The organism is Alteromonas sp. 5NS40-0096, from assembly GCF_057544385.1.
The window spans coordinates 877,224-903,102 of record NZ_BAAJLQ010000002.1 but is presented as its reverse complement, the minus strand read 5'-3'; the positions used below and the strand labels follow the sequence as shown (position 1 = coordinate 903,102).

At 43.8% G+C, this 25,879-nt stretch carries 21 protein-coding genes; 10 read left to right on the top strand and 11 right to left on the bottom strand.

Going from position 1 to position 25,879, the window contains the following annotated elements:
- The first annotated feature begins 150 nt into the window (after positions 1–150).
- The 6 genes from AC27G9_RS09840 (at position 151) to AC27G9_RS09815 (ending at position 8,452) form a co-directional block, all read left to right on the top strand.
- Positions 151–1,743 carry an isocitrate lyase gene (locus AC27G9_RS09840; RefSeq protein ID WP_487073573.1) on the top strand — a complete coding sequence of 531 codons (1,593 nt, stop codon included), beginning with the start codon at positions 151–153 and terminating at the stop codon, positions 1,741–1,743.
- Positions 1,744–1,934: 191 nt separating this feature from the next.
- Positions 1,935–3,383, top strand: a complete 1,449-nt coding sequence (locus tag AC27G9_RS09835) for an ATP-binding protein (protein WP_487073571.1) — start codon at positions 1,935–1,937, stop codon at positions 3,381–3,383.
- 9 nt (positions 3,384–3,392) lie between these two features.
- Positions 3,393–4,064, top strand: a complete 672-nt coding sequence (locus AC27G9_RS09830; protein ID WP_487073569.1) for a response regulator — start codon at positions 3,393–3,395, stop codon at positions 4,062–4,064.
- A 129-nt stretch (positions 4,065–4,193) separates the two neighbouring features.
- Positions 4,194–5,138: a LysR family transcriptional regulator gene (locus AC27G9_RS09825; protein ID WP_487073567.1), complete on the top strand. Its 945-nt coding sequence runs from the start codon at positions 4,194–4,196 to the stop codon at positions 5,136–5,138.
- A 171-nt stretch (positions 5,139–5,309) separates the two neighbouring features.
- Positions 5,310–7,481 carry a malate synthase G gene (locus AC27G9_RS09820; protein WP_487073565.1) on the top strand — a complete coding sequence of 724 codons (2,172 nt, stop codon included), beginning with the start codon at positions 5,310–5,312 and terminating at the stop codon, positions 7,479–7,481.
- A gap of 116 nt (positions 7,482–7,597) precedes the next feature.
- A complete protein-coding gene (locus AC27G9_RS09815; protein WP_487073671.1) occupies positions 7,598–8,452 on the top strand; it encodes a patatin-like phospholipase family protein in 855 nt (284 codons plus the stop codon).
- A 40-nt stretch (positions 8,453–8,492) separates the two neighbouring features.
- Here the strand turns inward: AC27G9_RS09815 and AC27G9_RS09810 are convergent, their stop codons facing one another.
- Genes AC27G9_RS09810 through AC27G9_RS09790 form a run of 5 tightly spaced genes read right to left on the bottom strand, consistent with a single transcriptional unit; the run spans position 8,493 to position 12,366 of the window.
- The gene (locus AC27G9_RS09810) at positions 8,493–9,509 is read right to left on the bottom strand and encodes an NAD-dependent epimerase (RefSeq protein WP_487073563.1); all 1,017 of its coding nucleotides are present in this window, start codon (positions 9,507–9,509) and stop codon (positions 8,493–8,495) included.
- Positions 9,510–9,525: 16 nt separating this feature from the next.
- Positions 9,526–10,644 (bottom strand): nucleotidyltransferase family protein, encoded by a 1,119-nt coding sequence (locus tag AC27G9_RS09805; RefSeq protein WP_487073561.1) that lies wholly within the window; start codon positions 10,642–10,644, stop codon positions 9,526–9,528.
- Positions 10,631–11,491, bottom strand: a complete 861-nt coding sequence (locus AC27G9_RS09800; RefSeq protein WP_487073559.1) for an HprK-related kinase A — start codon at positions 11,489–11,491, stop codon at positions 10,631–10,633. Before AC27G9_RS09800 ends, AC27G9_RS09805 begins: the two co-directional genes overlap by 14 nt.
- Positions 11,484–11,708 (bottom strand): hypothetical protein, encoded by a 225-nt coding sequence (locus tag AC27G9_RS09795; protein ID WP_487073557.1) that lies wholly within the window; start codon positions 11,706–11,708, stop codon positions 11,484–11,486. Before AC27G9_RS09795 ends, AC27G9_RS09800 begins: the two co-directional genes overlap by 8 nt.
- 13 nt (positions 11,709–11,721) lie before the next feature.
- Complete coding sequence (locus AC27G9_RS09790) at positions 11,722–12,366, bottom strand: hypothetical protein (protein ID WP_487073555.1); 645 nt, start codon at positions 12,364–12,366, stop codon at positions 11,722–11,724.
- Positions 12,367–12,617: 251 nt separating this feature from the next.
- Here AC27G9_RS09790 and AC27G9_RS09785 point away from each other — a divergent pair, with 251 nt between their 5' ends.
- The gene (locus tag AC27G9_RS09785) at positions 12,618–14,246 is read left to right on the top strand and encodes an FAD-binding oxidoreductase (RefSeq protein ID WP_487073553.1); all 1,629 of its coding nucleotides are present in this window, start codon (positions 12,618–12,620) and stop codon (positions 14,244–14,246) included.
- Positions 14,247–14,258: 12 nt separating this feature from the next.
- Here the strand turns inward: AC27G9_RS09785 and AC27G9_RS09780 are convergent, their stop codons facing one another.
- Positions 14,259–15,038, bottom strand: coding sequence for a S1 family peptidase (locus tag AC27G9_RS09780; protein WP_487073551.1), 780 nt, complete (start codon positions 15,036–15,038; stop codon positions 14,259–14,261).
- Positions 15,039–15,067: 29 nt separating this feature from the next.
- On the opposite strand from AC27G9_RS09780, the gene AC27G9_RS09775 reads away from it, so the two are divergent.
- The gene (locus AC27G9_RS09775; RefSeq protein WP_487073549.1) at positions 15,068–15,817 is read left to right on the top strand and encodes a YdcF family protein; all 750 of its coding nucleotides are present in this window, start codon (positions 15,068–15,070) and stop codon (positions 15,815–15,817) included.
- 109 nt (positions 15,818–15,926) lie between these two features.
- Positions 15,927–16,754 carry a PEP-CTERM/exosortase system-associated acyltransferase gene (locus tag AC27G9_RS09770; RefSeq protein WP_487073547.1) on the top strand — a complete coding sequence of 276 codons (828 nt, stop codon included), beginning with the start codon at positions 15,927–15,929 and terminating at the stop codon, positions 16,752–16,754.
- A 555-nt stretch (positions 16,755–17,309) separates the two neighbouring features.
- On the opposite strand, the gene AC27G9_RS09765 is transcribed toward AC27G9_RS09770, so the two are convergent.
- The 3 genes from AC27G9_RS09765 to AC27G9_RS09755 form a co-directional block, all read right to left on the bottom strand.
- Positions 17,310–18,179: a PEP-CTERM sorting domain-containing protein gene (locus AC27G9_RS09765; protein ID WP_487073545.1), complete on the bottom strand. Its 870-nt coding sequence runs from the start codon at positions 18,177–18,179 to the stop codon at positions 17,310–17,312.
- 137 nt (positions 18,180–18,316) lie between these two features.
- Positions 18,317–21,037 (bottom strand): XrtA/PEP-CTERM system TPR-repeat protein PrsT, encoded by a 2,721-nt coding sequence (prsT, locus tag AC27G9_RS09760; protein WP_487073543.1) that lies wholly within the window; start codon positions 21,035–21,037, stop codon positions 18,317–18,319.
- A 14-nt stretch (positions 21,038–21,051) separates the two neighbouring features.
- Complete coding sequence (locus tag AC27G9_RS09755; protein WP_487073541.1) at positions 21,052–22,122, bottom strand: glycosyltransferase; 1,071 nt, start codon at positions 22,120–22,122, stop codon at positions 21,052–21,054.
- Between the two features lie 242 nt (positions 22,123–22,364).
- On the opposite strand from AC27G9_RS09755, the gene AC27G9_RS09750 reads away from it, so the two are divergent.
- On the top strand, positions 22,365–23,372 hold the full coding sequence (locus AC27G9_RS09750) for a GNAT family N-acetyltransferase (RefSeq protein ID WP_487073539.1): 1,008 nt from the start codon (positions 22,365–22,367) through the stop codon (positions 23,370–23,372).
- On the opposite strand, the gene AC27G9_RS09745 is transcribed toward AC27G9_RS09750, so the two are convergent.
- A complete protein-coding gene (locus AC27G9_RS09745) occupies positions 23,316–24,374 on the bottom strand; it encodes a FemAB family XrtA/PEP-CTERM system-associated protein (protein ID WP_487073537.1) in 1,059 nt (352 codons plus the stop codon). The two genes, AC27G9_RS09750 and AC27G9_RS09745, sit on opposite strands and share 57 nt — an antisense overlap.
- A complete protein-coding gene (locus AC27G9_RS09740; RefSeq protein ID WP_487073535.1) occupies positions 24,367–25,356 on the bottom strand; it encodes a hypothetical protein in 990 nt (329 codons plus the stop codon). Before AC27G9_RS09740 ends, AC27G9_RS09745 begins: the two co-directional genes overlap by 8 nt.
- Between the last annotated feature and the right edge of the window lie 523 nt (positions 25,357–25,879).

The following is a 25,879-nucleotide window of genomic DNA, read 5'->3' as shown; positions in this document are numbered from 1 at the left end:
CATTCACACAAAAAATACCGGAAATGAAAATTATATATTTACGTTATTTTTATAACTCCCCTAGGATGAAATGGACGCTGACGGCAGCAAACCAAAGAACGCATTGCTGTTCAAACCGCGAACTTATAATTATCTGGAAGGAGAACGTTCATGTCTCAATATCAACAAGACATCGATAATATGGCTTCATTGACTACTGCAAACGGTAGTGCATGGGGTGGAATCAACCCTGAATATGCAGCGCGAATGAAGGCACAGAATCGTTTCAAGACGGGCCTAGACATTGCACGTTACACTGCCAGCATCATGCGCAAAGACATGGCTGAATACGACGCCGACTCTGCACAGTACACCCAATCTCTTGGTTGCTGGCACGGTTTTGTTGGCCAACAGAAAATGTTGGCTGTTAAGAAGCATCAAGGCACAACGAACAAAAGCTATCTATACCTATCGGGTTGGATGGTAGCAGCACTTCGCTCTGAATTCGGACCTCTGCCTGACCAATCGATGCACGAGAAAACCTCTGTTGCCTCACTCATTGAAGAGCTTTACACATTCCTTCGCCAAGCGGACGCAAGAGAACTTGGTGACCTTTTCAAACAACTAGACGACGCGAAAGCCAATGGCGGCGACGTTGCTGCAATTCAAGCGCAAATCGATAACTACGAGACGCATATTGTTCCTATCATTGCTGATATCGACGCGGGATTCGGTAACGAAGAAGCGACTTACTTGCTAGCCAAAAAGATGATCGAAGCTGGCGCGTGTTGTATCCAGATTGAAAACCAAGTTTCTGATGCAAAACAGTGTGGTCACCAAGACGGCAAGGTAACGGTACCTCACGAAGACTTCTTAGCAAAAATTAACGCCGTTCGCTACGCGTTCCTTGAGCTTGGTGTAGAGGAAGGTGTTATTGTTGCACGTACAGACTCACTCGGTGCTGGCTTAACACAAAAAATCCCAGTATCAGTGTCTGAAGGTGACCTAGCAGCGCAATACAATGCCTTCTTGAAAACAACACCTGTGACGTCTGCTGCCGATCTCAATGACGGTGAATTGGTTATTAAACAAGGTGGCGAATTGGCAAAACCTGAGCGTTTACCAAACGGCCTATTCCGCTTTAAAGAAGGGTCTGGCTTCGACCGTGTCGTACTTGATTGTGTGACGTCATTGCAAAACGGTGCAGACTTATTATGGATTGAGACTGAAAAGCCTCACGTTGGTCAAATCGCAGAAATGGTGAACGAAATCCGCAAAACGGTTCCTGATGCGAAGTTGGTTTACAACAATTCTCCGTCTTTCAACTGGACGCTGAACTTCCGTCAGCAAGTATTTGATGCATGGAGTGAAGCAGGTAAAGACGTATCAGCTTATGACCGTGCAGCACTTATGTCTGCAGACTACGATGACTCTGAGCTCGCTGCTGAAGCCGATGTAAAAATCCAGTCTTTCCAAGCAGACGCTGCCCGCGAAGCAGGTATCTTCCACCACTTGATCACACTTCCAACCTACCACACTGCGGCGTTGTCTACAGATAACCTTGCGAAAGGTTACTTCGGCGATGAAGGCATGCTGGCATACGTACGTGGTGTCCAGCGCCAAGAGCTTCGTCAAGGCCTAGCGTGTGTTAAACACCAAGCCATGGCAGGTTCAGACTTGGGTGATACTCACAAAGAGTACTTCTCAGGCGACCAAGCGCTTAAAGCGTCAGGTAAAGACAACACGATGAACCAGTTCGACTAAGCGTATAGTTCGAAAACACAAAACCAACCAAAACGTCAAAGGCTCCTTCGGGAGCCTTTTTATTTGAGATCGTGCCGGGTAACCATTTCCAAAGAAACTGTGCAAACAACGTGTAAATCCGCGTCGACATAGTGATTTTTTGCTTCAGGTCAGTTAGTTTTAGCATTAATGACTTCGCCAATGAGGCCCAAATGCGGTTCCAGAACAAACTGTTTCTCTTGTTTGCTACATACAGTGTGTTGTTGGTACTGGCGATTGTTGTGTTTGTGCAACTAGGCCTAAAACAGGGTTTGCTCGACTATGTCAATGCCCGAGCGATAGGCGAGTTTGATTCTGTCATCAGCGCATTACAAGATGAATATGAACAAACTGGCAGCTGGAGCCAAATACGCTCGCGGCCGGGACGGTTTCGACAAATCATTGAATCAAACAGTGGCGTCAGTTTGCCAGGCCCCGGGCCCGGTGGTCCAGCACGCCGAGGCGCTAGGGAAAACCAAGGGCCGCGATTTGGTCCACCACCAAGAGGCCAAAGGCCAAGGAATGCAGAGGGACCTCTGCCCGGGAGGGAGTTTTCACCACCTTACGTACTCTTAGACACGGATAAATCCCCAATCATGGGGCCGCCAAAGTCGACGGCGAATTACTCGTTGGCGCCTTTGATGTCCCAAGGTCAGCTGATTGGTTACTTTGGCATTAGGAGCCAGGAACGGCTAACCGAAGGCTATGAGATTCAATTCACGGAGCAATTCCAAGACTATACCATCTGGCTAGCACTCATTATTTTGTTAGTTAGCGCGCTCGTTGCTAGCCCAATATCTCGGCATATCACCCGCCCTTTGCGCCAGATAACTGCGAAAATTGAAAACGTGAAAAATGGCCACTACAACGATTTGATTGTGCTTAAGCGCAAAGACGAAATTGGTCAACTTTCCAATGACATCGACTTAATGGCCGAAAAGCTAGCCTATAGCCAAACGGCTCGCGAGCGATGGCTTGCCGATGTCTCTCATGAATTGAGAACGCCATTAGCAGTATTGATGGCGCAAATTGAGTCGATAGAAGATGGTATCAGGCAAGCTGACGACGAAAACCTTCGAGCCATGCGCAATGAAATCGTACGCTGTCAAAATCTCATGGCAGATTTACATGAGATTGCTATGCCAGAGCCAGCAATGCATCGCTACTTGTTCGACGAAGTTGATATTTGTGCGTTGGTGCAACAGTGTGTAGACAGGCACGCCAAACGGTTTGCAGAGGCAGACTTAGCAGTCTCATTGAAATTTGACGAACCTGTGATTCTCGCAGATGCCGACAGTAATCGACTACTACAATTGTTAGACAACTTAATTAACAACGTTTTCAATTATGCTCAAGCCAAACATCTCGTGATTGCCGTGCATATCCGTGGCGACTCAGTCATTGCTGTGCTGGAAGACGATGGCGTCGGTGTAGAAGATGATGAATATGAAGCATTATTCAGTTATCAATTTCGTGGCCGCCGACAAAAACACAAGGTGGCAGGCAGTGGCATTGGCTTGGCACTATGCAGCAAAATAGCCGCAGCACACAACGGCAATATCGATGCGACACCCTCGCCATTAGGTGGATTAAGAGTCACGCTAACCCTTGATAAGGTATAAGAGTAGAATATGGACAATGCCCACATACTGATTGTTGAAGATGAAACGAGTTTAGCCAACCTCATGGCTGAATACCTGCAGCAAAGTCAGTTTAATACTACCCATTTTGAAAATCTGACACCTGTGTTGAATTTCATAAAGCAGGTACCTGTTGACTTGATTTTACTCGATTTAAACCTGCCAGATGGCGATGGCTTGGATTTGTGCCAAACCATTCGACAATTTTCTGATGTTCCTATTCTGATTATGACTGCCAGAGTTGAAGAAATAGACAGGTTACTCGGCTTGCAATTAGGTGCAGACGATTACGTATGCAAACCCTTTTCCCCGAGGGAAGTCGTCGCGAGAGTCAAAGCAATACTCAAACGCACAAGAAGTGGATCGAGTTCAATGCAAAATAACATGGCATTAGATGCACAAAAGCTACGATTGTCTCACAAAGGTATCACCCTCGATTTTACGCATATCGAGTTCGCCATTTTAAACATGCTATTTAGCGAACCAGGCAGAATATTCAGCAGGGAGCAGATCATGCAATCCTGTTACGACGACCACCGAATTGTTAGCGACCGTACAATAGACAGCCACATGAAAAAGCTGCGACAAAAACTAAAAGAAGTGGGTATAGATGAGCATATTCACTCGGTTTATGGTGTAGGATACCGATACGAAAAACCATAACCAACTGATACTTAAAGACATTAACAATCAATCAGCACAATATTGCACCTACGACCAAAAGCTAACCTGACATTTCACTTTAGAATCGATATACTTCCGGTGATGCAATCTATGAGGATTATATAAAGGATGAATATCGCAAAGGTCGATTTGAACTTGTTGGTATACCTAGATGTGCTCTTGCGAGAAGGAAGTGTGACTCGAGCGGCTAACCAGCTCAGTATCACGCAACCGGCAATGAGCAATGGCCTAAAGCGCCTCAGAGATTTGTTCAAAGACCCTTTATTGGTGAGAACAAGCGAGGGCATGACACCGACCAAACGTGCGTTGGAGCTACAACCCATCATCCGCGATGTGTTGAGTAAACTCGAAAACTCCATTCAGCCAGAGACCGACTTTACGCCAGAGACAAGCAAACGCACATTCAGAATCATGACGAGTGATTACGCCGAATCGACATTACTGCTCGAACTGGTTGGTCGTCTCGCCGATTTAGCACCTAATATTACTCTCGACTTAATTACCCCTTCCGACGTGACATTCCATGATGTTGAGCAAGGGAAAGTCGATATGGCCATTAACCGCTTCGATGAATTGCCTTTGTCGTTTCACCAGAAAGTCATCTGGTACGATACTTTCTCTTGTGCAATGAGCGCCTCACACCCAATGGGTGAAAAGTTTGATCTCGATAACTACCTAAAAGCACAGCACATATGGGTAAGTAAAACCGGGTTTGGCGTCGGCGTGGGTATTGATCCCAACGAGGTTCAAAAGCTCGGCTGGGTAGACGCCGAACTGACGAAAATTGGTAAACAACGTGATATCAGAGTGTTTACGCGGCACTACCACGCAGCGTTACAAATCGCGAAACGTCAGAATTTGATAGCCACTTTGCCAACTAAAGCGGCAAAAATATTCAAAGACGACCCATCTATCGTCTTGAAGGAGCCTCCTTTCGACATTCCCCCCATCGCCCTAAAAATGGCTTGGAGTGCACTATTGCATCACGATGCTGGTCATATTTGGCTGAGACGTCTTATTGGCGATTTAGCAGCTGAAATGAACAATGAATAGTAGTGGGTATTGACCTTCAGACAAAAAGAGGCGTTAGCCTCTTTTTTTTTTGCCAAAATTAAAGCAGCCCACCAAAATTCACAATATTTATGGCAAAGATAGAAACCATAAATTAAAAAATATACAACAAACCCCCTACACTGAAAGCCAAGACGAATTTGCGAGGTTAGCATGGAAAATTACATTCAAAGAGGTCGCATGCAAGTAGCGGCAACCCTTGACCAATTCATAAACGACAAAGCACTTCCGGGCACAGATGTAGCATCAGAGGACTTCTGGCTTGGTTTTGAGAGTATCTTCGCTGAATTCATCGGTACCAACCAGGCACTGCTAAAAACACGAGAAGACTTACAGTCTCAAATAGACCAATACCACAGCGCAGGAAAGCCACCGTCAGGTGACGGGTACGAAGCGTTTCTGCGTGAAATTGGCTATCTAGTAGAGGCTCCCTCTTCGGTTACCATTGATACCAAAAATGTCGATAGCGAAATTGCCACTATGGCTGGCCCACAGTTAGTGGTACCTATCAACAACGCTCGCTATGCATTGAATGCCGTTAATGCTCGTTGGGGTAGCTTGTACGATGCTTTGTACGGTACAGATGTCATTAGCGACGACGGTGGCGCTGAAGCCGGTAAAACCTATAACCCTGTGCGCGGGCAAAAAGTCATTGAGACGGCTCGTGAGTGGTTAGACACTATGCTACCGCTGACGACAGGACAGCATAAAGACGCTCAGTCCTATTCTATTGCTTCCGGTGAACTGGTAATTACGCTAAGTAATGGCGACGAGACTACTATAGCAAGTGCTGAACAATGGGTGGGTTATCAAGGAGAGTTAACTGCTCCAACAGCGTTGTTATTCGTGCACAATGGCTTGCATTTTGAACTTCAGATTGATGGGAATCACCCTATAGGTCAGGCCGACCCTGCTAATATTAAAGACGTGTTAGTTGAATCAGCACTTACAACCATAATGGATTGTGAAGACTCAGTTGCCGCGGTCGATGCCGAGGACAAAACGTTAGTTTACGCTAACTGGTTAGGTTTAATGCAAGGCAGCTTAAGCGTATCGGTTGAAAAAGGTGGAAAAACTTTTACGCGAAAAATGAACACAGACCGAGTTTACAATGCCGTAGGCCAAGGTCCCGTGAAACTATCGGGACGCAGTTTGATGTTCGTCAGAAACGTTGGCCACTTAATGACAAATGACGCGATTCTGTTCGATGGACAACCTGTTCCAGAAGGGATCATGGATGGTGTAATCACCTCACTTATCGCAAAACACGACTTACTCAAAAACAGTGCATTTGAGAATAGCCGACACGGCAGCGTTTACATCGTTAAGCCTAAAATGCACGGTCCAGAAGAGGTCGCATTCGCCAATGCCCTATTCGGGCGGATTGAAGAAGTGTTAGGGCTAGCTACCAACACCCTCAAGATGGGCATCATGGATGAAGAGCGCCGTACCAGTGTAAACTTAAAAGCGTGTATAGCTGCGGCTAAATCCCGAGCGGTATTCATCAATACAGGCTTCTTAGACCGCACGGGTGACGAAATTCATACCTCAATGCTAGCGGGTCCATTTGCCGATAAAGCATCGTTGAAAACGATGCCATGGATTAAAGCCTATGAAACGGCAAATGTGGCGACTGGTGTCGATTGTGGGCTATCAGGCAAAGCCCAAATCGGCAAGGGGATGTGGCCTATTCCTGATGAAATGGCTAACATGATGGCGGCCAAAATCGGCCATCCTCAGTCTGGTGCCAACACGGCATGGGTTCCCTCTCCCACCGCAGCAACACTCCATGCATTGCATTATCATCAAGTCGACGTATTTGGTGTTCAACACACTGTCGACGCTAGCTTCGATGGACTGTCAGATATTTTAACAATTCCATTATTGGCAGATAAACACTCGCTATCACAAGAACAGATAGCGCGAGAACTCGACAACAATGTTCAAGGTATTCTTGGATATGTTGTTCGATGGGTACACCAAGGTGTCGGGTGCTCTAAGGTTCCAGATATCAATAATGTGGGTTTGATGGAAGACAGAGCGACACTGCGTATTTCGTCGCAGCATATCGCCAATTGGCTTGAGCACGGTATTGTATCTGCTGAACAAATAGATGCATCACTGGCAAAAATGGCCGTGTTGGTGGATGAACAAAATGCGTCCGATGCCGAATATATCGCCATGACACCAGATACCGCTAGCTCCATTGGCTACCAAGCAGCCAGAGACCTCATATTCCTAGGAAAAGCGCAACCCAGTGGCTACACTGAGCCGTTGCTGCATGCCAGACGACGGGAAATGAAGGCAGCGTTAGCCAAATCATAACGTCATAAACAAACGATATAGCCGGGGACTTCCCGGCTTTTTTTGGCATCGTAATGCTGACATGTGATGTTGCTTCATCTACACTGAAACCTATAAATCAGAATGACTTAGCACATATGTCGAGCCAAAGAATCGTTCCTATTTTCTCAGGTGGCGGGACTCGCCTACCCGCCCACGTTGGTATTCTAAAAGCCCTCAATGAACTGGAAATCGGCTTTTCCACACTCGTAGGTGTGTCGGGAGGCTCTATCGTTGCCGCCTTGTATGCTAAAGGTGAGAGTATTGAAGACATGTTGGATTTGGCGGTCAATACTGACTTCAGGCAATTTAAAGATTACTCAATCCTAAGACTCCTGAGGCACGGTGGCTTGTCTTCTGGCCTCAAATTCGAGAAATGGATGGATACGCAAATGGAAGGGATGACATTTGCTGATTTACCTAAAGACTTACATATCGTCGCGACTGACGTTAATGGCGGCGGCCCCGTGGTTTTCAGTAAAGAAAAGAGCCCGGAAATGAAAGTATCTAAAGCCGTGCGCTACTCGATGTCTATTCCACTTATTTTCAGCTTTGAAGTGTATCGTCAACACTTGCTCGTCGATGGCGCCATTTTATCCGAAGATGCCCTGTTCACGGATTGGCAAGGTGATGGCACACCATCAATCTGCTTTCGACTGAAAAGTGAATTGCGAGAAAAGCCTCTCGATACGAGTCGCCGATTTATGTTGCCCCAGTACATAGGATTGTTGATTAGAACCTTTATGACGGCCTTATCACGAGAATACGTACATCAAAACTATTGGTACAACACTCTCGTTATTAATACTGGTGCATCATCTGCGGTAGACTTTCAAATGGAAGATGAAGAAAAAATGTGGCTTTTCGATAAAGGCTATTACACCGTAAAAGAATTTTTACCCGCTAAGCTGGAGAAACTGACCGCGCCGAAAGTAGAGCTCACCATAGAATAGTATCACCGCACAAAAAAGCCCACTTGCGTGGGCTTAGTTTTTATTTTTTGTAAAAACCTCTGTACCAATCAACAAAGTTGCCAACACCAGTCTCGACCGAGACACTTGGCTTGTAACCCGTATCTCTCACTAATGCAGACACATCTGCGTAGGTATCAGGCACATCGCCAGGTTGCATGGGCAGTAGTTCTTTCTCTGCTTTTATACCAAGCGCATTTTCCAATGTTTCAATGAATGTGAGCAAGTGAACTGGTGTTTGTGCACCAATATTGTAAACGCGATAAGGTGCTTTACTCGAAGCAGGATCAGGGTTTGCGCCACTCCAATCAGCATTGCCTTGTGGGACGTTATCTAATGTCCTAATTACCCCTTCGACGATATCATCAATGTAAGTAAAATCTCGACGGTGATTCCCGTAGTTGTATACCTTAATTGGGTCGCCTGCCAAAATGGCTTTAGTGAATTTAAACGGCGCCATATCAGGTCTACCCCAAGGGCCATAAACGGTAAAGAATCGCAAGCCTGTGGTAGGAAGCTGGTAGAGATGACTATACGTATGCGCCATCAGTTCATTGGCTTTTTTACTCGCCGCATACAAGCTCACTGGATGATCGACATTGTGCTGTTCAGAAAACGGCATCGTTTCATTCGCACCGTAAACAGAGCTTGAAGACGCATAGACCAAATGCTCTACGTTATTATATCGACAGCCCTCAAGGACATTCATAAAGCCAACTAAATTGGCATCCACATAAGCATTGGGGTTTTCAATCGAGTATCGAACGCCTGCCTGGGCTGCCAGATGCACTACCCTGTCAAACTTTTCCACCTCAAAAAGGGCGGCCATAGCACCGCGATCTTCGACGCCCATTTCGATAAAGCGATACTGAGCGCCGCTGTATTTTTCGGTAATGGTATTGGTTCGAGCATGCTTGAGTGACACATCGTAATAATCGTTGACGTTATCGATACCAACAACTTCTTCACCACGCGCTAATAAGTGATGGCAAACAGCCGCGCCAATAAAACCAGCGGCCCCTGTTACGAGTATTTTCATTCTTTTCCCACTTTTATTATCTTACTCTGTTCTCTTTTGACAGAAAAACATGCTTCCCGAACACACCCTCAAATAAAGCGCGCGTTGTTTTTACTACTGTATGGTAAATCAATATGTGCATTGGCATCTTTAAGATATGCCCCCGGCAATATGCAAGAAAGGAGGCTAAACCTCGATTATCAACATGACACAAGGCATGCTTAGGCGCCAGCGCTATACCGACTGTCGAATCTAAGAACCTCAACCGAAGCGGACCATAACTCGTCAATGCATTCACTTCATCTGGCAACGACGTACCAATATACTGTTGCGTATACCTAAGCGCCAGAAACAATTCGTTCTCAAAACCACTTTTTTCGGCAAGCTCATAGAGAGATTGCCAAAACTTACTCGATTGACATTCTTCAATCAAGAAATGGATATCAAACATATCACGGTAAGAGGAACTAAAATCTTCATTGAAGACTAAATGAATGGCACTGTGTAAAACCATTCCTGGGGGAGATAAAACATCGAATCCATTCCGAGACTCTATTTGCTGTAAGAAATGAGAGATATCCGGCGCCCTACCGGATACAGGTGGAACAAGATTGTGGTGTACATCTATTACCGTTTTTCGCTTTGCGTGGATGAGCGGAGGGATTTCGTGTGCCCACTGACGATAATACTTCTGGTCATAGTTTGAGATCGGTTGACTTATCCAGCCCGAAAACAACATGCGTTTTTCTATCGTCGATAGCGATTCTTTTAGCGTCAGTATGTCAATATCACTATATGTCCGCCCTTGACTGCATTTTAAGCCTGCAAGAGTATAAGCCGCGCCTTTCAAAAAGACACATACATCTGAAAACCTTGCCAACTCAGTTTTTAACAGCGCGGCCTCACTCTGGACCTGATTTCTCTGAATTGCAGCAAGATCTATCGCGTTGCAAAGTTGTCGACGGATATTGGCGGGGAATTCGTTTAAAACAAGCGTTTCTTTCGCCCTTAAAGCAAACCGAGCCAGTAACTTTTCACTTCGTAAAATCAAAATCAAATCAGCCAGTTGCATTGGCAAAAGCGACAAAGCGTTAGTGGGCTCAAGAATGCAGGAAGTAACAACAGTAGTGGTAATAGATGGGCTAGTTGATAACATCCTGTTCCAAAAATTCCTGAAGTTCATTGACGTTGTTGTAGCATACTTCAAAGCTCTTTGCGTTCTCAACTAGCTTAACAACAGTATTAAAACCGCGCTTGTCTAGCACAGAGTGGTTGATACTGTTTTTGACAAGCGCATTCAAGGATTGGAGCTGATTTAAGTCATACACGTCGCAAAACGTGTCCTCATCGTACTGTGGATACACAATACCAACAATTTTCGCTGATACTTTCCTCTGTTCCCAAGATTCTGTGGGCGGAGTTAAATGCGCGACGTCGCCCTTATGCGTATTTTTTGCAATTGACGACAACTTGTTTGCTAAGCCCCACTCTCTCACAAGTGTAATTGATTTATTTTTCAGACATATAGGCCTAACAGATGGCAATACCGTATTGGTTTCAGGTACGATAATTGCCATTTCATCTGACAGTAGACGCCAACCGTTATGACATAGCCAACTTGTTAGCGTACTTTTACCCGAGCCTGGTGGTGCTGGGAAGAGTACGGCTTTGTCATCTTTCGCAAGCACCGCCGAGTGAATGACAACGTGTTGAACCTCATGGCTTGCTACAACCCAATTCATTCCCCACTCAAGCATTGCATATGCATTATCTTGAGGCATAGGTAAAAACGGTTCTCTATCGTCGCAAAAAAAGCTGACATTGGGCCGAAAATATCTTCGCAACAAGCTGGGCGCTTCAATGCTTACTCGATAATCAGGAATAAAGTCTGATTCAGAAGAGACTATTGGATACATTCGGCGGATATTGTCCAATAACGTTGGGTCAGATGCACTAATAGAAAAACTAAAAGGGTGTAGGTCTAAACAAAGTTGTTTACGCATCAGTGGCTACCAAAAAGCCTTTTAAAACAAGCTGTCGTGCCACTTCTTTGTGGCTACTGTCAGGCGTAACAGTAGCGTCTAGAACACACTGACTAAATGTATCGAGTGACGTTTCTACTGTGACAATTTCTTTAGTCACAGCGTTAAAAAAAACAATGCCCGAGCTATCGTTTAGCTCGAGCATTTCAACGTTATCTTGAAGTTGGTGAGAACTCAAGTACCGAACTCTATTAGGCGTGATTTGCGTTCAAAAACATACTCAGTTCGGTGCCTAATGCTCCTTCATTGCCATTACCGGCAAGGCTATATAGGTAATCCGCAAAGTTACTGTCGTTTGCAAACAAACCTCTGGCGTCGTCCATCATCGACAACCTTGATTTAATAACAGGAAAGTTAATCGTCTCGCTACCAAAGGTGAGCCCATGGTGAACAGCATTCAAGTACGTTTGAATGAGGAACTTGTTGACATTGCTAGGGCCACCCAACTTGTCGTTTTTACCCGTACCGTTACCGCCCGGCTTATTTAATATATCGATACACTTTATTTGTTGAAGTTGAGCCAAAGACAAAGTGTTACCATTGCTGTCTTTCAAATTTCCGAAAGGCACGCCATTGAATACGCTGTAAAACGTAGCATTTGGATCTAAATTCGGCCATGGATATGCCTGATTTTTCCATTTACCCGGGGATAGAATTGCGATGTCTGAACCACCGGAATAATCAGAGCCATGTCCAGATGCGACAATAGAACCCGCTAACAGTCCATTCCCCCACGCAGCAGTAGATGGTAGCGCCGCCAACAAAGAAGCCGACCCTGTACGCTTGATAAAGCGCCTGCGGCTTTGTTTCGTTTCACTATTTTGTACATTACTCATATATAAACTCTGCTGAAAACCTCATACTAGAATCGATAATGCACAAATCATTCCAAACCATAACTGCATGATTTAAAACAAAATGTCCACTACGCTCTTGTGCGAATGTAAAAATATTAGACACAACCCCTATAATGTTAATGCAAATCAAACATAAAGACACGAATTAATGGTATAAAATGCGCAAGATCCGTTTTACGAATAAAACGTGTTGTGCAGTCAGTTCTTCAATTTATAGGTGCGAATCAAGGATGTTAGAACAGCAATTAAAGCAAATACTTGAGAGTGAAGCTGAGGTTATTCGCCTTTCTAAACCAGACTCTGGAACAGAGGGCTTTACCAATAATGCATCTTACAAGGTTTCCGCTAGGACCTCTTCGGCCATAGAAACGTTGCTGAATTTTGCCAACTCAGTATCACAAGACCCGACACTGCGGTTTACGATTTACCCTATCAGCACTGGTAATAATTGGGGATATGGCAGTAGTCTACCCAGCACGAAGTCTGGACAGATAGTACTATTAGATCTGGCTAAGCTTGATCAAGTGACTTATTTTGATCCAGAAAATGGGGTTGTGACTGTTCAACCTGGTGTTACTCAACAAAAGCTCTACGATTTTTTACAATCCAACAATGCCGATTTTATGGTACCGGTGACGGGAGCGGGCCCACATTGCAGCATTCTCGCCAACGCTCTTGAAAGAGGATATGGTATCACCCCTATCGCAGACCACTTTACCGCTGTCACCGCTATTAATGGTTATCTTCCCTCGGGTGAGTTTTATACGTCGTCATTGGATGCGATGTATCGTGGCAGCGGGGAGCAGACAGACGACATATGTGCTGTCGATAAGACGTTTAAGTGGAAACACGGCCCTTACCTAGATGGCTTGTTTACGCAATCGGGTAACATGATTGTGACTGAAATCACTATCATTTTAGCGAGACCCAAACCCGGGTTCGACTCCTTTTACATGCGATTTTACGACCAAGATAGTTTTGACTCTGCCTACTCGGTAGTCAAAGACGTATTCAAGTCGCTAGACGGACTAGTTGGCTCCATTAACCTGATGGACAAACGCAGAGTAGTCTCCATGGTTTGCGAAAATCCGAATGGCGCAGGTTCGCATCAAGTCATGTCTGAAAATCAAGTTGCAACTCTAGCGAAGCAAAATGACGTGCCAGAATGGACAATTGTAGGCACACTTTATGGCTCGCCACGAGTTACACGTGCAGCAAGAAAAGACATTCGCAAGATAGCTAGGAAAAAAGCAGATCAACTTCTCTTTTCTAGCTCCCCCCTGATCAAAATAGGGAAATGCGTTACCTCGTTGTTTAATTGGTCTTTTCTTGATGGTCCGCGATTACAGCTTGAAAAGCTCTCGGCAGGCATCGACATCATGAAAGGCAAACCCAATAATATCGCTCTTCCGCTCGCCTATTGGAGAAACCCGAGAATTAATCCGCATGACAAAAAAGAACTGAACCCAGCAAAAGATGGCTGTGGGTTACTGTGGTATGCACCGCTGGTCCCGGCAAACCCTAAACACATGGCCCGATTTATTGAGATGGTAAGAGATATCACGCCAAGGTTTAACATCGAACCGATGATTACTTTTACCAATTTGAGCGGTTACAGCACTGACAGTACGATTCCCATTGTGTTTGACTTAGAAAACCCACAAGCGGTGAGCGATGCTCATGCGTGTCTCGAAACCTTAGTCTCTGAGGGAATTAAAAAAGGGTTTATCCCTTACAGGCTCAATATTCAACAACAACAGCAATTGGACCCGAAAGCGACATTCTGGAAAACAGCAAAAGCAATAGCTTCAACCCTGGATAAGAATCAAGTACTGAGTCCCGATCGGTATAACGTTTAAGCCTCATGAGGGTTAATCTGGAGTTGATTCAAGTAATGCGCTAACGTGCTTTACCGGTATAGCGTAACTGATACCACTTGGTGACGTCAGAGCAGACTCTTTTCCCTGGCTAACAAAGACTTTGTTGATAACCCCTATGACACTTCCGTCTTCGGGATTGTAGACAGGACTGCCAGAGTTACCAGGATAAGCAGTGGCATCTAATTGATAAACCAATTCGGGCTGCTTGAGCCGTTTAAGAACCGATACCGTTAGTTGATCGGCATTTTGTGCGGGAATCGCGTCTGGCGTAATCGCAGAAATCATACCTTTGTGTGTCGCGGGATATAAGCCTATCGCCGCGCCAATCGGAAAGCCAGTGAATGCGACATCAACCCCTGGTTTTAGCAAATCGTTTTCAGCAAGACGCATTGCAGGTAATGCCTCCGAAAAAGTTAATAATGCCAAATCGTGAACTGGATCTATTTTTATTACCTCTGCTTTTATCGCTTTTACATTTAAGCCACTACCGCTAATGACGACATAATGCTGCACTATAAGCGGGTCCAAAGCCTGAGAAACCACGTGGTAATTGGTAATCACCTTTTTGCCATCATCCACCACGAAGCCAGTGCCAAGTACTTTGTTACCCCGCTGTTCTATCGGTGTATATAAGCCTATTGCGACAACAGATGGGGTCACTGCCTCGACTGTGCCTGAGATATCGGCAAATACGATATTGTTAAAGCTGAGACCAACCAGTACGATAAAGACTCGACCGATACCTTTGACTCGCGTACTTCTTAGCGACATAAATATTTCTCTGGTGGATTTAATACAAATTGGATATTCTCAAGGCTATAGTACTACAACTGATTTCTCCACTTAACTTGAGTTTAGTGGCGCTAGCACTGTCTTTTGTGCTGGTTTACTTTCACCGGTTAAAAACTGCCAAAGTGTTGCGCATCTTCTCACTGTTTTGGATACTCCTTTGTTCGCAACCCTATTTTGGCGAATTGCTTCTCTACCCCCTTGAATACCATAAAGCACAGCGTACAGTTGAAGCGCAAAAACCCGACATTATCTATGTTCTCGCTTGCTATTACAGTACTCAAGGTGACGTTTCGGAAATTTCTCGCTGGGCAGAATGTTCACTGCAACGAAACGTTGAGGCTGTGAGATTACACTTTCAAACCAATAGCCCAATCTTAGTTACAGGAGGACATTTTTTAGATGACGAGAGCGTAAACTATACGAGCAAAGTGCTCGAGTTCATGACATCCTTAAACGTACCGGAAGACAAAATACTCGGAACGCATAAAGGCACAACAACTCTTGAAGAAATCAAGTCTGCTCATGCCATTCTTAAAGACAAGAATGTTTGGGTCGTTTCTTCTGCTACGCATGTAAGAAGGCTTAACAGCATGCTCGAACCAATCGTCAATTCCGCTTTGTATTTCCCCGTTGATTATAAAAGCAAAAGCCACTTAACCCCCTATATTTCAATGCCGTCTCAACAGGCTTTAGAAAAAACAAGAATGGCACTATACGCTTATTTATCCGAGCTAAAATACAAGTTCTTAGCAAACTAGCTCGTACCCGATAAATATAACTTATAGTAATTAAACGAATGAATTAACTCCTTTTTTCTCAGATTCTCTGCTACACTGAATGAACTCTTTCGGTCTGTAAAGGACGTACATGAGCGACCAACGCAGTAAAAGTATTCTAGACAAAATGAGCCAGCTAGTTGGTAAAAACAACAAGTTAGGTAAACTTTTGTCTGGCTATAGCAAACTAAGAGAAGCAAATTACATATCTTCACATTTTGCTACCTATCTCACACCACTTATTGCGGTCGATCAAAATTTAAAGAACGAAGTTTATAAGATCAGACACAATGTTTATTGTGAAGAACTCAAGTTTGAGGAAGAAAAAGAAAACGGTTTAGAAATTGACGATTTCGATGCATTTTCGATGCATTGTTTGATTCAACACGTCAGTTCTGAACACTTTGCCGGTACCGTTAGAATTGTTCGTCCAACTGAAGATGATCAACAATTGCCTATCGAAAAGTATTGCCTAGGCTCGATTACCGATGACATTTTAAGCCCCGCCAATTTCGATAGACGTGATATTTGTGAGGTATCTAGACTCGCTGTCCCTAAAGAGTTCAGGCGTCGCCAAATGGATAATTTTGACGGCGCGGCTGTGGGTGTTATCAATCAACAAACCTATTCAGAAACAGAGCTTAGATGTTTTCCTTTTATCGCGGTAGGGCTCTATTTCGCCGCTGCAGCGCTAGCATTACAAGAAGGTATTAAGCACGCATACGTAATGATGGAACCGCGGTTAGCTCGAAGTATGAGTTTCGTCGGAATCAAGTTTCAACAAATCGGTCCCGTTGTCGATTATCATGGCCGGCGCGCGCCCTATTACATTAATCAAAGTCTGTTAGAAAAGAGCCTTACCCCTAGCTTCGCGAAAATGCTAAAAGATATCCAAAATGGCTTAAACCGCAAACATTAAAAACCGCCAAAGAAACAGAACCTTCGTGTTTAACATCGGTCCTACTGCGGCTCTTCTGTCTTAGATAATTAGTTACTGAGACCTGCCTTATTGTTTACTTTATTCATCCGATTTCGACGCATCATTGTTCGTTAATCACCTCTTAAACAGACATTGAAAACGCTGTAAGCCCCGTGATTCAAACGTTAACATTATCCGAAACAGCACAAAGTCAAAACGAGCAACTATCTCTAAACGAATGTTAAATAGTTGGCAACACACAACGCTCCCCGATACCCAAAAGAGTAATCTGCAATTGTAATGAGGTTCACGCGGGGCCGTAGAGCTTTGGCCAAACGCGAACAAGTTTTCGATTTATGTTCGGCTTTAACGTTTATTTACAATATTTTGGTACTGAGCCAATTACAAATCTGAGGATTGGTCAATGTATGGTTCAATACTTACTTATCCCCAACTGCGGTACACCGCACTCAACCAATAGATTTGGCAAGTTTTACAATTGTACAGGCACAAAAAAGGCTCCTTGAAGGAGCCTTTTGTCATATTAAGAATATCTTACTTCTTTTTACGACGCTGTGCCGCACCGAAGCCGATTAGAGATAAACCGAACAATGCAATAGTAGAAGGCTCAACAACAGTTGCAGCTTCTACGTTACCAGTACCACGAACACTGTAGTTCTGTACGTTTAGACCTGACGCATCGTTTGGTGCACGACGGTTGTCATCAAAACGTGAAGTTAGACCGAACGCATCAGCTTCATAAACACCTAAGAAGAAGTCAGTAACGAAGTTGTCTGCAGCGATACCACCAAGAACTTCACCGAAGAATGCAGAGTTACCGTCAAGTAGAGGCTCACCAAGTGCAAGGTAGTCAGCAGTTGGAGTATAGATGAAATCTCTTAACGCTAGGCTTACCCATAGTGTGCCATCAGTTGCATTTACAGCTTGAGTAGCTGCGCTAGCTGCATCAACAATTAGTGCTTCGTCGAATTGACCACCAACTTTGTCGTAATCAACATATACGTTCAACCAGCCATCTGTTGCATCAATTGGCTCGTTTGGATCAGCTTGGAAGAAAAGACCACCGAATGCGAAAGTCAGTTCGCAACCATTACAGTTTGGCTCACCAACGCCAGTACCTAGTTGGAATTTACCAGCACCAACCAATTCAGGAGCGTCGCCCAAAGCTAAAGAAGTACCAAGGCTTGATACTGTTGGTGCAATTGACGTACCCGCCAAAGTTCCACCATTTACGTCAGCAGTATTATCAGTTGTCCACCACTGAGTGAAATCGATTGTTGCGCTGAAGTTAGGTAAAGTATTACCGCCTGTTTCCCAAGAAACACCACCAGCCGCACTTACTACGCCAGCATTTGCAGAAGCGCTCGCTAATAATAGAGTTGAAATTGCTAGAATCTTTTTCATGTTGTCCTCTACAAGAGTCGTTAAGTTAGTTCGCTATAAACAATGCACCAAGCGTGCCAACTTTTAAATAACTGATTTTTATAAACTTTTTAAAAACACCATTTAGGTATCGTAAAAAAAACTGACAGTCTACTCGCTTACAAAGCCGCGATCCGTAGTTTTTCTTTCTCTACCCCGGGATTATTTGTCACTATGCTATTCAAAACGCTATTGGCTTCAGACTTGTCGCCAGAAATCATTAACGCTTCGGCTAAATGTAATTTTACAGACGCAGCACCATTACTACTGGTCAGAGCCTTTCTCAAATTTCTAACAGCACTGGTGACATTGCCATTTCTCAACAAAATCATACCGTACGTATCGAGGAAATCAGGAGACGCCGGCGCTAAATCAACCGCCTGCTTCGCAAACGCTTCAGCTTCTTGATTGTTGTCGTTTACATGCAGTAACCAAGCAAGGTTGTTTAATGCAATTGCATTGCTCTCATTTTCAGACACAACCTGTCTGTACAATTCAATTGCTTTGCGATGATCTTTAGCTATGTAGAGTTCACCAAGTAACGCCAATGCATCAATGTCAGAAGGATACTTATCAGTGTGCGTAGACACTTTTGAAATGGCGTCTTCTAATCGCCCTTGCCTACGGTAGGTCTCTACTAACCTCAACAAAGCGTTATAACTCGGTCTTTCCTCCATGTAACTTTCGAGTAATAGTGAAGCTTTCTCGAAGTTATCCTTGTTGATTTCTATTTGAGCCATCAACCATTTGTAACCTGGCGACTGGCGAGCTGAATCAGAAAGCTGCGTTATCTCTCGTTCCGCTCGCCTGAAGTTGCCTAGCGTCACGTAGTTGGATGCCAGCAACAGCTTCACTTCCTCGTCATTAGGAAAGGCTCTTTGCGCTTTCGCAAGAATCGTCGACGACCCTTTTACATCGCCCATCAACTCCAACAAATTAGAACTAAACAAATAGGCGGGCTTAAAATTAGGAGACGCCTTTACCCAACGTTCAATGGTTCGATTGACGCCTTCTAAGTCTCTCAGCAACGACTGGCTTTTAGCTAAAGTAATCCAGTACAAAGGAGACGCAGTATCGTCAGAATCAAATCCAGATAGTACATCTATGGCTGCTGTCGCATTACCAGAATTAAGTAAAGTCGATGCGTACAAAGCCGCGTGATTGACACTGTCAGACTTCGCCTCATAAATTGATTTCAAAAATGGTTGAATATCATCGGTAGCACCAGATTCCGAAAGCACACGTAAATGTCTTGTAACGGCGAGTATAGAATTCGGGATAGCTTCAATTAGCTTATCGGAGTATGACCTAGCGCTTTCATAGTCTTTTTTGTCAATGTTTCTATCAACAAAGAATACAAGAGCAGGTACCGATCCCTCGTTTAATGTCAAAAGCTGTTGGAACAAATCCTCGGCTGTATCCACTTGCTGTTTACGTAGTTCAACTAGCGCTTTTATGAGTAGGCTAACGTACTCGCCGTTCTCTCCACCTTTTACCTCTTCAGCAATCTCCAACGCTTTAGCTGTATCACCACTTGAAATATAGTAGTTGGCTAAAGAAGACGACAATTTAAGTGAGTTCTCGCCGCTCGAACGAAGACTTTCTAAATTAGCGAGCGCTGAAACATCGTCTAATCCCAATTTCTCAACATTTAGTTCTACAAAACCCTCACCGCCTGTCTCTAACAAGTCATCAAAGCGCCCCAACAAATCAAGCGCAGATTGCTTCCCTTGGCTATTTTGGATGTATTCCGAGGCCGCAGAAAACAACGAAAGGTCACTGGATGTAAGGTCTGTCATGTTATTCAATGTCGTGACAGCCTCTTCTTTGTATCCCAAAGTGAGTAACGTAGCGGCATAAATACGGTATTCTGGAGAGCCAAACTCCAGCGTCGACTTCAAAGGCTGAAAGTGCTGATAAGACTGTTCAAACGCTTCCTCAAAATAAGCACTCAACGCTGCAATCAAACGAGACTTTCGATTGTCGAACCCGAACGAGATGGCTTTTTCTGCAAAAAGCTTAGCCTCTTCATAATTACCTTTATTGTAATCGATGACTGATTGTAGATAATTTAGAAACGGCTGCTCAGAGTACTGTTTCAATAGGCTATCTAAGCGAATTTCAGCCTCTTCTAACTCTCCAACACGAGCGAATGCATCGACAGCCAATATTTTAAACATTGCTGAATCGGCAAACGCATTATTGAGCTCGAGCACCGCCGCTTTAAATTGCTCAGTATCACCAGAAACCAGGCTGTAATTGGCTTTATCGAACAAGTACTCGTAATTGTCGTCTTTCACACCCGACTCGTTAATGCAGGCTAACGCTTCGGCAGCTCCAGTCTCCAGGCGCTTTACAGCACAGGCCGACAAAATGCCCAAGGTATCCTGAGTATCGAGATTCACAGAAGCAATGTCGAAGTCACGGTCTGATTTCAGTAAGTAATAGGTTTGCGTCGAGGTCGGTATCACGTTGCTATGTGATTTAATTGCACTTCGAATACCGGCAACGTCATCAGTGAACAACATAGACTGAAGCCAAAGCCTGCTATCTTGTGGGCTCAACGAAGGCGTTTTACTGACTTTTGAAAATTCCTTCTCAGCATTTTCAAACTTACCTTGGTAGAAATACACAGCGCCAAGTGCAGAATTGTAGCTCGCATTGTTGCTGTCAGTGCGAATCAGATTTTTTAAAATGACCTCTGATTCAGCGTAATTTTTATCGATTAGTGCTTTTTGAGCCAGCGCAAATTGCTCTTCTTCATTTTGTCTCTCACAGCCGACAAGTGACAAAGACGCAAGGCAGAAAACCCATCCTAGTTTTGATTTTTGTATTTTCATTTTAGTTATCTCTACTACCTTCCATAAATTTCTTCATAATTGGCACACATGGCTTCAATAGAATATTTACTCTTCACCAGTGTATATGCATTCTCGACACGCTCAACCAACACATCTGGTTTGGCCGTGTATTTTATAATTTTCTCGACTAGCTCTTGTTTTCCACCTGCTGGCACAAAAGACACTGAATCGTCACCGATAAAATGCCTAATACCTCCAACATCAGTGGTAACGACTGGAATTTTGAGAGCCATAGCTTCAAGAATCGTCATTGGCATTGCTTCATAATGAGATGTGAGGATAAAAATATCGGATGTTAACAACTGTTCGCGAATGTCTTCCCTATACCCCATAAAATCAATTTTGCTTTCAAGGTTTAATTCGTGAGCGAGACTCTCTAATTTGGCCCTCTCCGGCCCATCACCGATTATTTTAAGCTTCAAATCACTCCCAGATGCTGACGCGGTAACGTCTGCAAACGCCTCAATAAGAAGAGTTTGATTTTTCACCGCATCTAAGCGGCCAACAGTGCACAACGTTTTTTTTGGTTCTGATTGCAGAGGAACGTCATCTTCAACAACGACGCCATTTTGAATCAAGTGTAGCCTATTGGGTTTAATTTTTACGGTGTTTGATACCCAATCTCTCAAGTCTTTGGACACGACGATATAGTCATTGACGAAAAAAGAGGCGATACGTCGAATAAAGTTGTTCTTTTTGTTTAATCCGTCCGCCGCGTCACCTCCGTGGCCGTGATCACTATGTACTCTCAAAGGTACCGACGCTAAGAACGCCATTACGTGATACTCGATAGTGCCAAAATTGTAGGTGTTAATAGCGTCAGCTTTGATCTGACGAAGTAACCGAAAAAGTCGAAGGTGACAACCCAAGTCTTTACCAGGCTTTTTGTCCAAAGAATAGACTGCAATATCTCTATTTATTAAGCCTACCATCTCGTGGTCTGGCGTTAAGGTAATGATGCTATGCTCAAACTGGTCACTAGAATTATTTATCAGATTTACAATGACTTTTTCAAGTCCGCCACACCCCATACTGTAAACGAGATGTACTATTTTTCTTTTCATCAGAACACCGATTAAATTGATACCGCCATTGATTCGAGTGGCGGTATACACTATAAGATATCTACGTTAACAAACGAACTGTTTTTATCTAAATGGACCAGAATGATACCGTCAAAGTAAATATAACTAGAATTGATTATTCAAACATTCAGTCGCTAAGAGAAATCTGGTCTCAACTTTACTCAAAAACGAACAGTAACGCATTTTTATCGCCAAATTGGATTTATCCTTGGCTCGATCTCATGTTGAAGACAAATCAAACATTGTGGTCGGTTGAAGCGAACGTCAATAAAGAAGTATGTGGTTTAGCCCTGTTTGTTGAAACCTTGAATACCAGGCATAAAGTTTTCAAGTATAGGCAACTCTGGCTTCATCGCAGTGGAGATGATGCTCTTGACCAAATATGGATAGAGCATAACGACTTTTTAATTAAAGATGACGCAAACGGACGCATTACCGAAGCCATGTGGCAAGCAACAAAAGATTTTTTCCTGCACATTGATGAATTCGTCGTTGGCTTATCTCACGAGTCCCAGTTGAAAAGACACCGTGCTGCACTGCCAAATATGTTTGAATGGGAATATTCAAAGAATATTGGTTGGTCAATTGCGTTAGACAAATTTCCCAATATTGATTCTTACGAGCAATCGCTCAGTAAACAATTGCAAAAGCAATTACGACGTTCTAAAAGTCTAATTGATTCCAATGGCTTTTTGATAACCGTTTCTCAAAGTAAAACGCATTTTGCCGAATGTTGGCGCGAGATTGGCCCTTTACATCAACTAAACTGGGGCGAAACTAGCGGATTTAACAACGATATGTTTAATCAATTTTTTGAAAATTTTATTGATAATTGTTGTGACCGTGAGACATTTTCCGTGTCCATTAAAAAAGAGGATAGCGACTTTGCTGGGGCCATAGTGGGGTTTGTTTCCAATAATGTTGCCTACTTTTATTTGTCATCAAATATCAAGCACGCTGACAACAAAATAAAAATAGGCCTGACACTACATCACGAGGCTATTAGGTGGTGCCTCACTAAGGGGATTACCAAATACGACTTTCTCGCGGGAGATTATCGATACAAAAAATCCTTCGCGACCGATTGCGATAGTTATTCAATGGTATTTTTTCAGCGCAGGAAGTTGAGCATGCGTATTGAGCACTTCCTGCGCAAGTTCAAAAAAAGTTGGCTAGGGAATAGCCCTAACAAGGCTTGGGCCAACAATACGAGTGACCGCCAACGGTAACCTTTGCCATATTTTGATCGCCAAGCCAAAGCTTTCATTGTCGGGCGACAAGTCTGGTAGCGCTTTACCTTCTGGAACATAGTGATACCAATAACACTGATGCGGTTGAGCCCCCCACTGTTTTTTGAACTTGTAGGTACCAGCATCCACTGTCGAACGACCAAAATCAAATTGCTTGAAACCCGCTTCAATGGCGTAACTCAATATCTGCCAATACAAATACATATTCACTGAAATTCTGTTGGCATAACGCACCGTACTCGCCCATGGAATTTCGAGTTTCTCTTTATAATGCATCAGGAAACCTGAGGATACTGGCTTACCCTCCCAGTAGACTACGCATATCTTGGTATTGTCTGGGAAAGTATCAAAGATATTTTCGAACAGTTTTTTGCTGTAAACAGGTGTTCCCAGATCTCGCATGTTTAAACAAAACACTTGGTAAAAATCGTCAACAAGCTCTTTACCACCAATTTTGTGACTCACCCCCTCCCTTATTGGACGTTTGATTTGAGAGCGTCGTTTAGAGCCAATTGACTTGCCAAGGGCATCTTGAGATTCTGGTAGGTCTAAGATCATATTGACTTTGTGCGTTGCCACCGGAAATTCGTCGGTCATACAGTCTGAAGAACATCTGTATTGAACATGAGAGACACCAAGCTTATCCGCCATTTTTGTCGACTCAGAGATCAACCGCGCGGCTATTGATTCGTTGTCGGCTAAAACTCCACCATAATTAAAGTAGGGCATCGACACCAAAAAATTGCCGAAGACCAAGCTTTTTAAGTTTACAAGAGGAAGAACACCAACAATGTTGCCTTGTTCGTCCTCAGCTTTAAGATAACGGGGAGTCTGTTTCAATGTTGTTTGAATTAAGCTAGCCCAAGCAAAATAATGATAGAGGGTACCATCAGGATGTTGTTCAACATATTTGTCCCACTTTGCCGAGTCGGAGTCTAAACATTCACTGACAGCGCAGGACGCGTTTGTTTCGTCAATCATTTTCTGCTTCACCAATAATCCTTGTTCTGTTCATAATTAGGTCATACTCGTCAATCGTAGGTAAATATGGCAAAGGTGACAAATAGGCTTTTTCTCTTGTGAGATACCATAGATTACCATCTAAAAAAGCGTTCGGATTGTTAAAGTCCCCCACAAATATATTGCCAGTTATCCTGCGCTCGTCGTCTAAACGACCACGTAATAAAACACTGGCTTGGCGTCTATCAAAAAAAATTAAATTGTTTTTTAATACGATCCTATTTGTCGGGAATGATTTTTCGACGTTAGATTCCAATCCATACCCAATCAACTGACTATTAGACGAGTTATTACCTTGCTGCAAAATACTACTCTTAACGATTAGTTCGCCGTAGTTGGCCATGTCAATAAGGCGGCTATCAATGCCATCAAGAGAAGCAAGTACGCTGTTTTCAACCACGACTTTGCGTGAGCGAGACTTTATGCCTGACCCTTGCTTTTTGGTATCTAAGATGGACGAATAACGAAAGTACAACTCATCGGCTTTGATATACAACGCGTGGGCATAGCCATTGCGACTTCCTAATCGCTCAAATCGTGAATAAGCGACTTCTACTATTCCAGCATCAGAGGCGGTCATTATTCCCGACTCTGAATCATGAGCATAAATATCGCGTACAGTTAAGTTTGCGCCTTCGAACCGGATACACGCACCATTGCCAGCCGGAGCCGAAATATTAGCGCATTCTATCGACTCTACTTCTACGTCGTCACCAGTAAGTACTAATGCAGCTTTGTCGTCAGCAAGTGCGCCGTCAAAAACCACACCAGGCTCACCGAGTATGGCGATATCATTTGCTTTGATGTAAGCGCCGTCTGTATACACACCAGCTTCAATGTAAACTCGACTTCCGTCTTTGATACTTGACGCAGCCAACTTTATCGAGGGAAACGACTTGCCATCCACCAATACGCCTTTGGCTAACACTCCAAAAGATGACATTGCGCTGAAAAATACCACCCATAGGGCGGACTTTACCATTTTGCTCGACTCTATTAAGTTCATTGCTTTTACAATAATCCACACATATCAAAACCTACGTTTTTCACGTGAAGCTCGTTCTAATTTTATCCTTAGGATGGCTGACGCATTCCACCATTCGTATATTTAGAATAACTGCTCACTTTTTTGGCTAACATCACCGAAAGACCAAAGTTAAGCAATAAATAGCTTGCAGGCTTAGTAGTGCTCCAATCTTTGGAGCACGGAGACCTATACATTTGATTCACTGACGTTGCCTTTGGCAAATGTTTACGCCTTATTAGAATAATTGTCAGGTTGAGGGCAAAGTCAGCTTCGGCTTTTTATCAGAAAGCCTAACAAGTGAAAATATGGAACCCCGTTCCCTCAATAAGGGATATTCTGCCCTACCTTTACCAAGAATTACAGCCATTAATGCACAAAGTAAGTAACTATCCATTCACTAAATTTCCATCACCATGTTATTCTTTGAATACACACAGTA

What these genes read in the sequence shown, in the direction of transcription:
- AC27G9_RS09840 (WP_487073573.1), top strand. Translation starts at nt 151, where the DNA reads ATGTCTCAATATCAACAAGACATCGATAATATGGCTTCATTGACTACT.
- AC27G9_RS09835 (WP_487073571.1), top strand. Translation starts at nt 1,935, where the DNA reads ATGCGGTTCCAGAACAAACTGTTTCTCTTGTTTGCTACATACAGTGTG.
- AC27G9_RS09830 (WP_487073569.1), top strand. Translation starts at nt 3,393, where the DNA reads ATGGACAATGCCCACATACTGATTGTTGAAGATGAAACGAGTTTAGCC.
- AC27G9_RS09825 (WP_487073567.1), top strand. Translation starts at nt 4,194, where the DNA reads ATGAATATCGCAAAGGTCGATTTGAACTTGTTGGTATACCTAGATGTG.
- AC27G9_RS09820 (WP_487073565.1), top strand. Translation starts at nt 5,310, where the DNA reads ATGGAAAATTACATTCAAAGAGGTCGCATGCAAGTAGCGGCAACCCTT.
- AC27G9_RS09815 (WP_487073671.1), top strand. Translation starts at nt 7,598, where the DNA reads ATGTCGAGCCAAAGAATCGTTCCTATTTTCTCAGGTGGCGGGACTCGC.
- AC27G9_RS09810 (WP_487073563.1), bottom strand. Translation starts at nt 9,509, where the DNA reads ATGAAAATACTCGTAACAGGGGCCGCTGGTTTTATTGGCGCGGCTGTT.
- AC27G9_RS09805 (WP_487073561.1), bottom strand. Translation starts at nt 10,644, where the DNA reads ATGTTATCAACTAGCCCATCTATTACCACTACTGTTGTTACTTCCTGC.
- AC27G9_RS09800 (WP_487073559.1), bottom strand. Translation starts at nt 11,491, where the DNA reads ATGCGTAAACAACTTTGTTTAGACCTACACCCTTTTAGTTTTTCTATT.
- AC27G9_RS09790 (WP_487073555.1), bottom strand. Translation starts at nt 12,366, where the DNA reads ATGAGTAATGTACAAAATAGTGAAACGAAACAAAGCCGCAGGCGCTTT.
- AC27G9_RS09785 (WP_487073553.1), top strand. Translation starts at nt 12,618, where the DNA reads ATGTTAGAACAGCAATTAAAGCAAATACTTGAGAGTGAAGCTGAGGTT.
- AC27G9_RS09780 (WP_487073551.1), bottom strand. Translation starts at nt 15,038, where the DNA reads ATGTCGCTAAGAAGTACGCGAGTCAAAGGTATCGGTCGAGTCTTTATC.
- AC27G9_RS09770 (WP_487073547.1), top strand. Translation starts at nt 15,927, where the DNA reads ATGAGCGACCAACGCAGTAAAAGTATTCTAGACAAAATGAGCCAGCTA.
- AC27G9_RS09765 (WP_487073545.1), bottom strand. Translation starts at nt 18,179, where the DNA reads ATGAAAAAGATTCTAGCAATTTCAACTCTATTATTAGCGAGCGCTTCT.
- prsT (WP_487073543.1), bottom strand. Translation starts at nt 21,037, where the DNA reads ATGAAAATACAAAAATCAAAACTAGGATGGGTTTTCTGCCTTGCGTCT.
- AC27G9_RS09755 (WP_487073541.1), bottom strand. Translation starts at nt 22,122, where the DNA reads ATGAAAAGAAAAATAGTACATCTCGTTTACAGTATGGGGTGTGGCGGA.
- AC27G9_RS09750 (WP_487073539.1), top strand. Translation starts at nt 22,365, where the DNA reads ATGTTGAAGACAAATCAAACATTGTGGTCGGTTGAAGCGAACGTCAAT.
- AC27G9_RS09745 (WP_487073537.1), bottom strand. Translation starts at nt 24,374, where the DNA reads ATGATTGACGAAACAAACGCGTCCTGCGCTGTCAGTGAATGTTTAGAC.
- AC27G9_RS09740 (WP_487073535.1), bottom strand. Translation starts at nt 25,356, where the DNA reads ATGTCATCTTTTGGAGTGTTAGCCAAAGGCGTATTGGTGGATGGCAAG.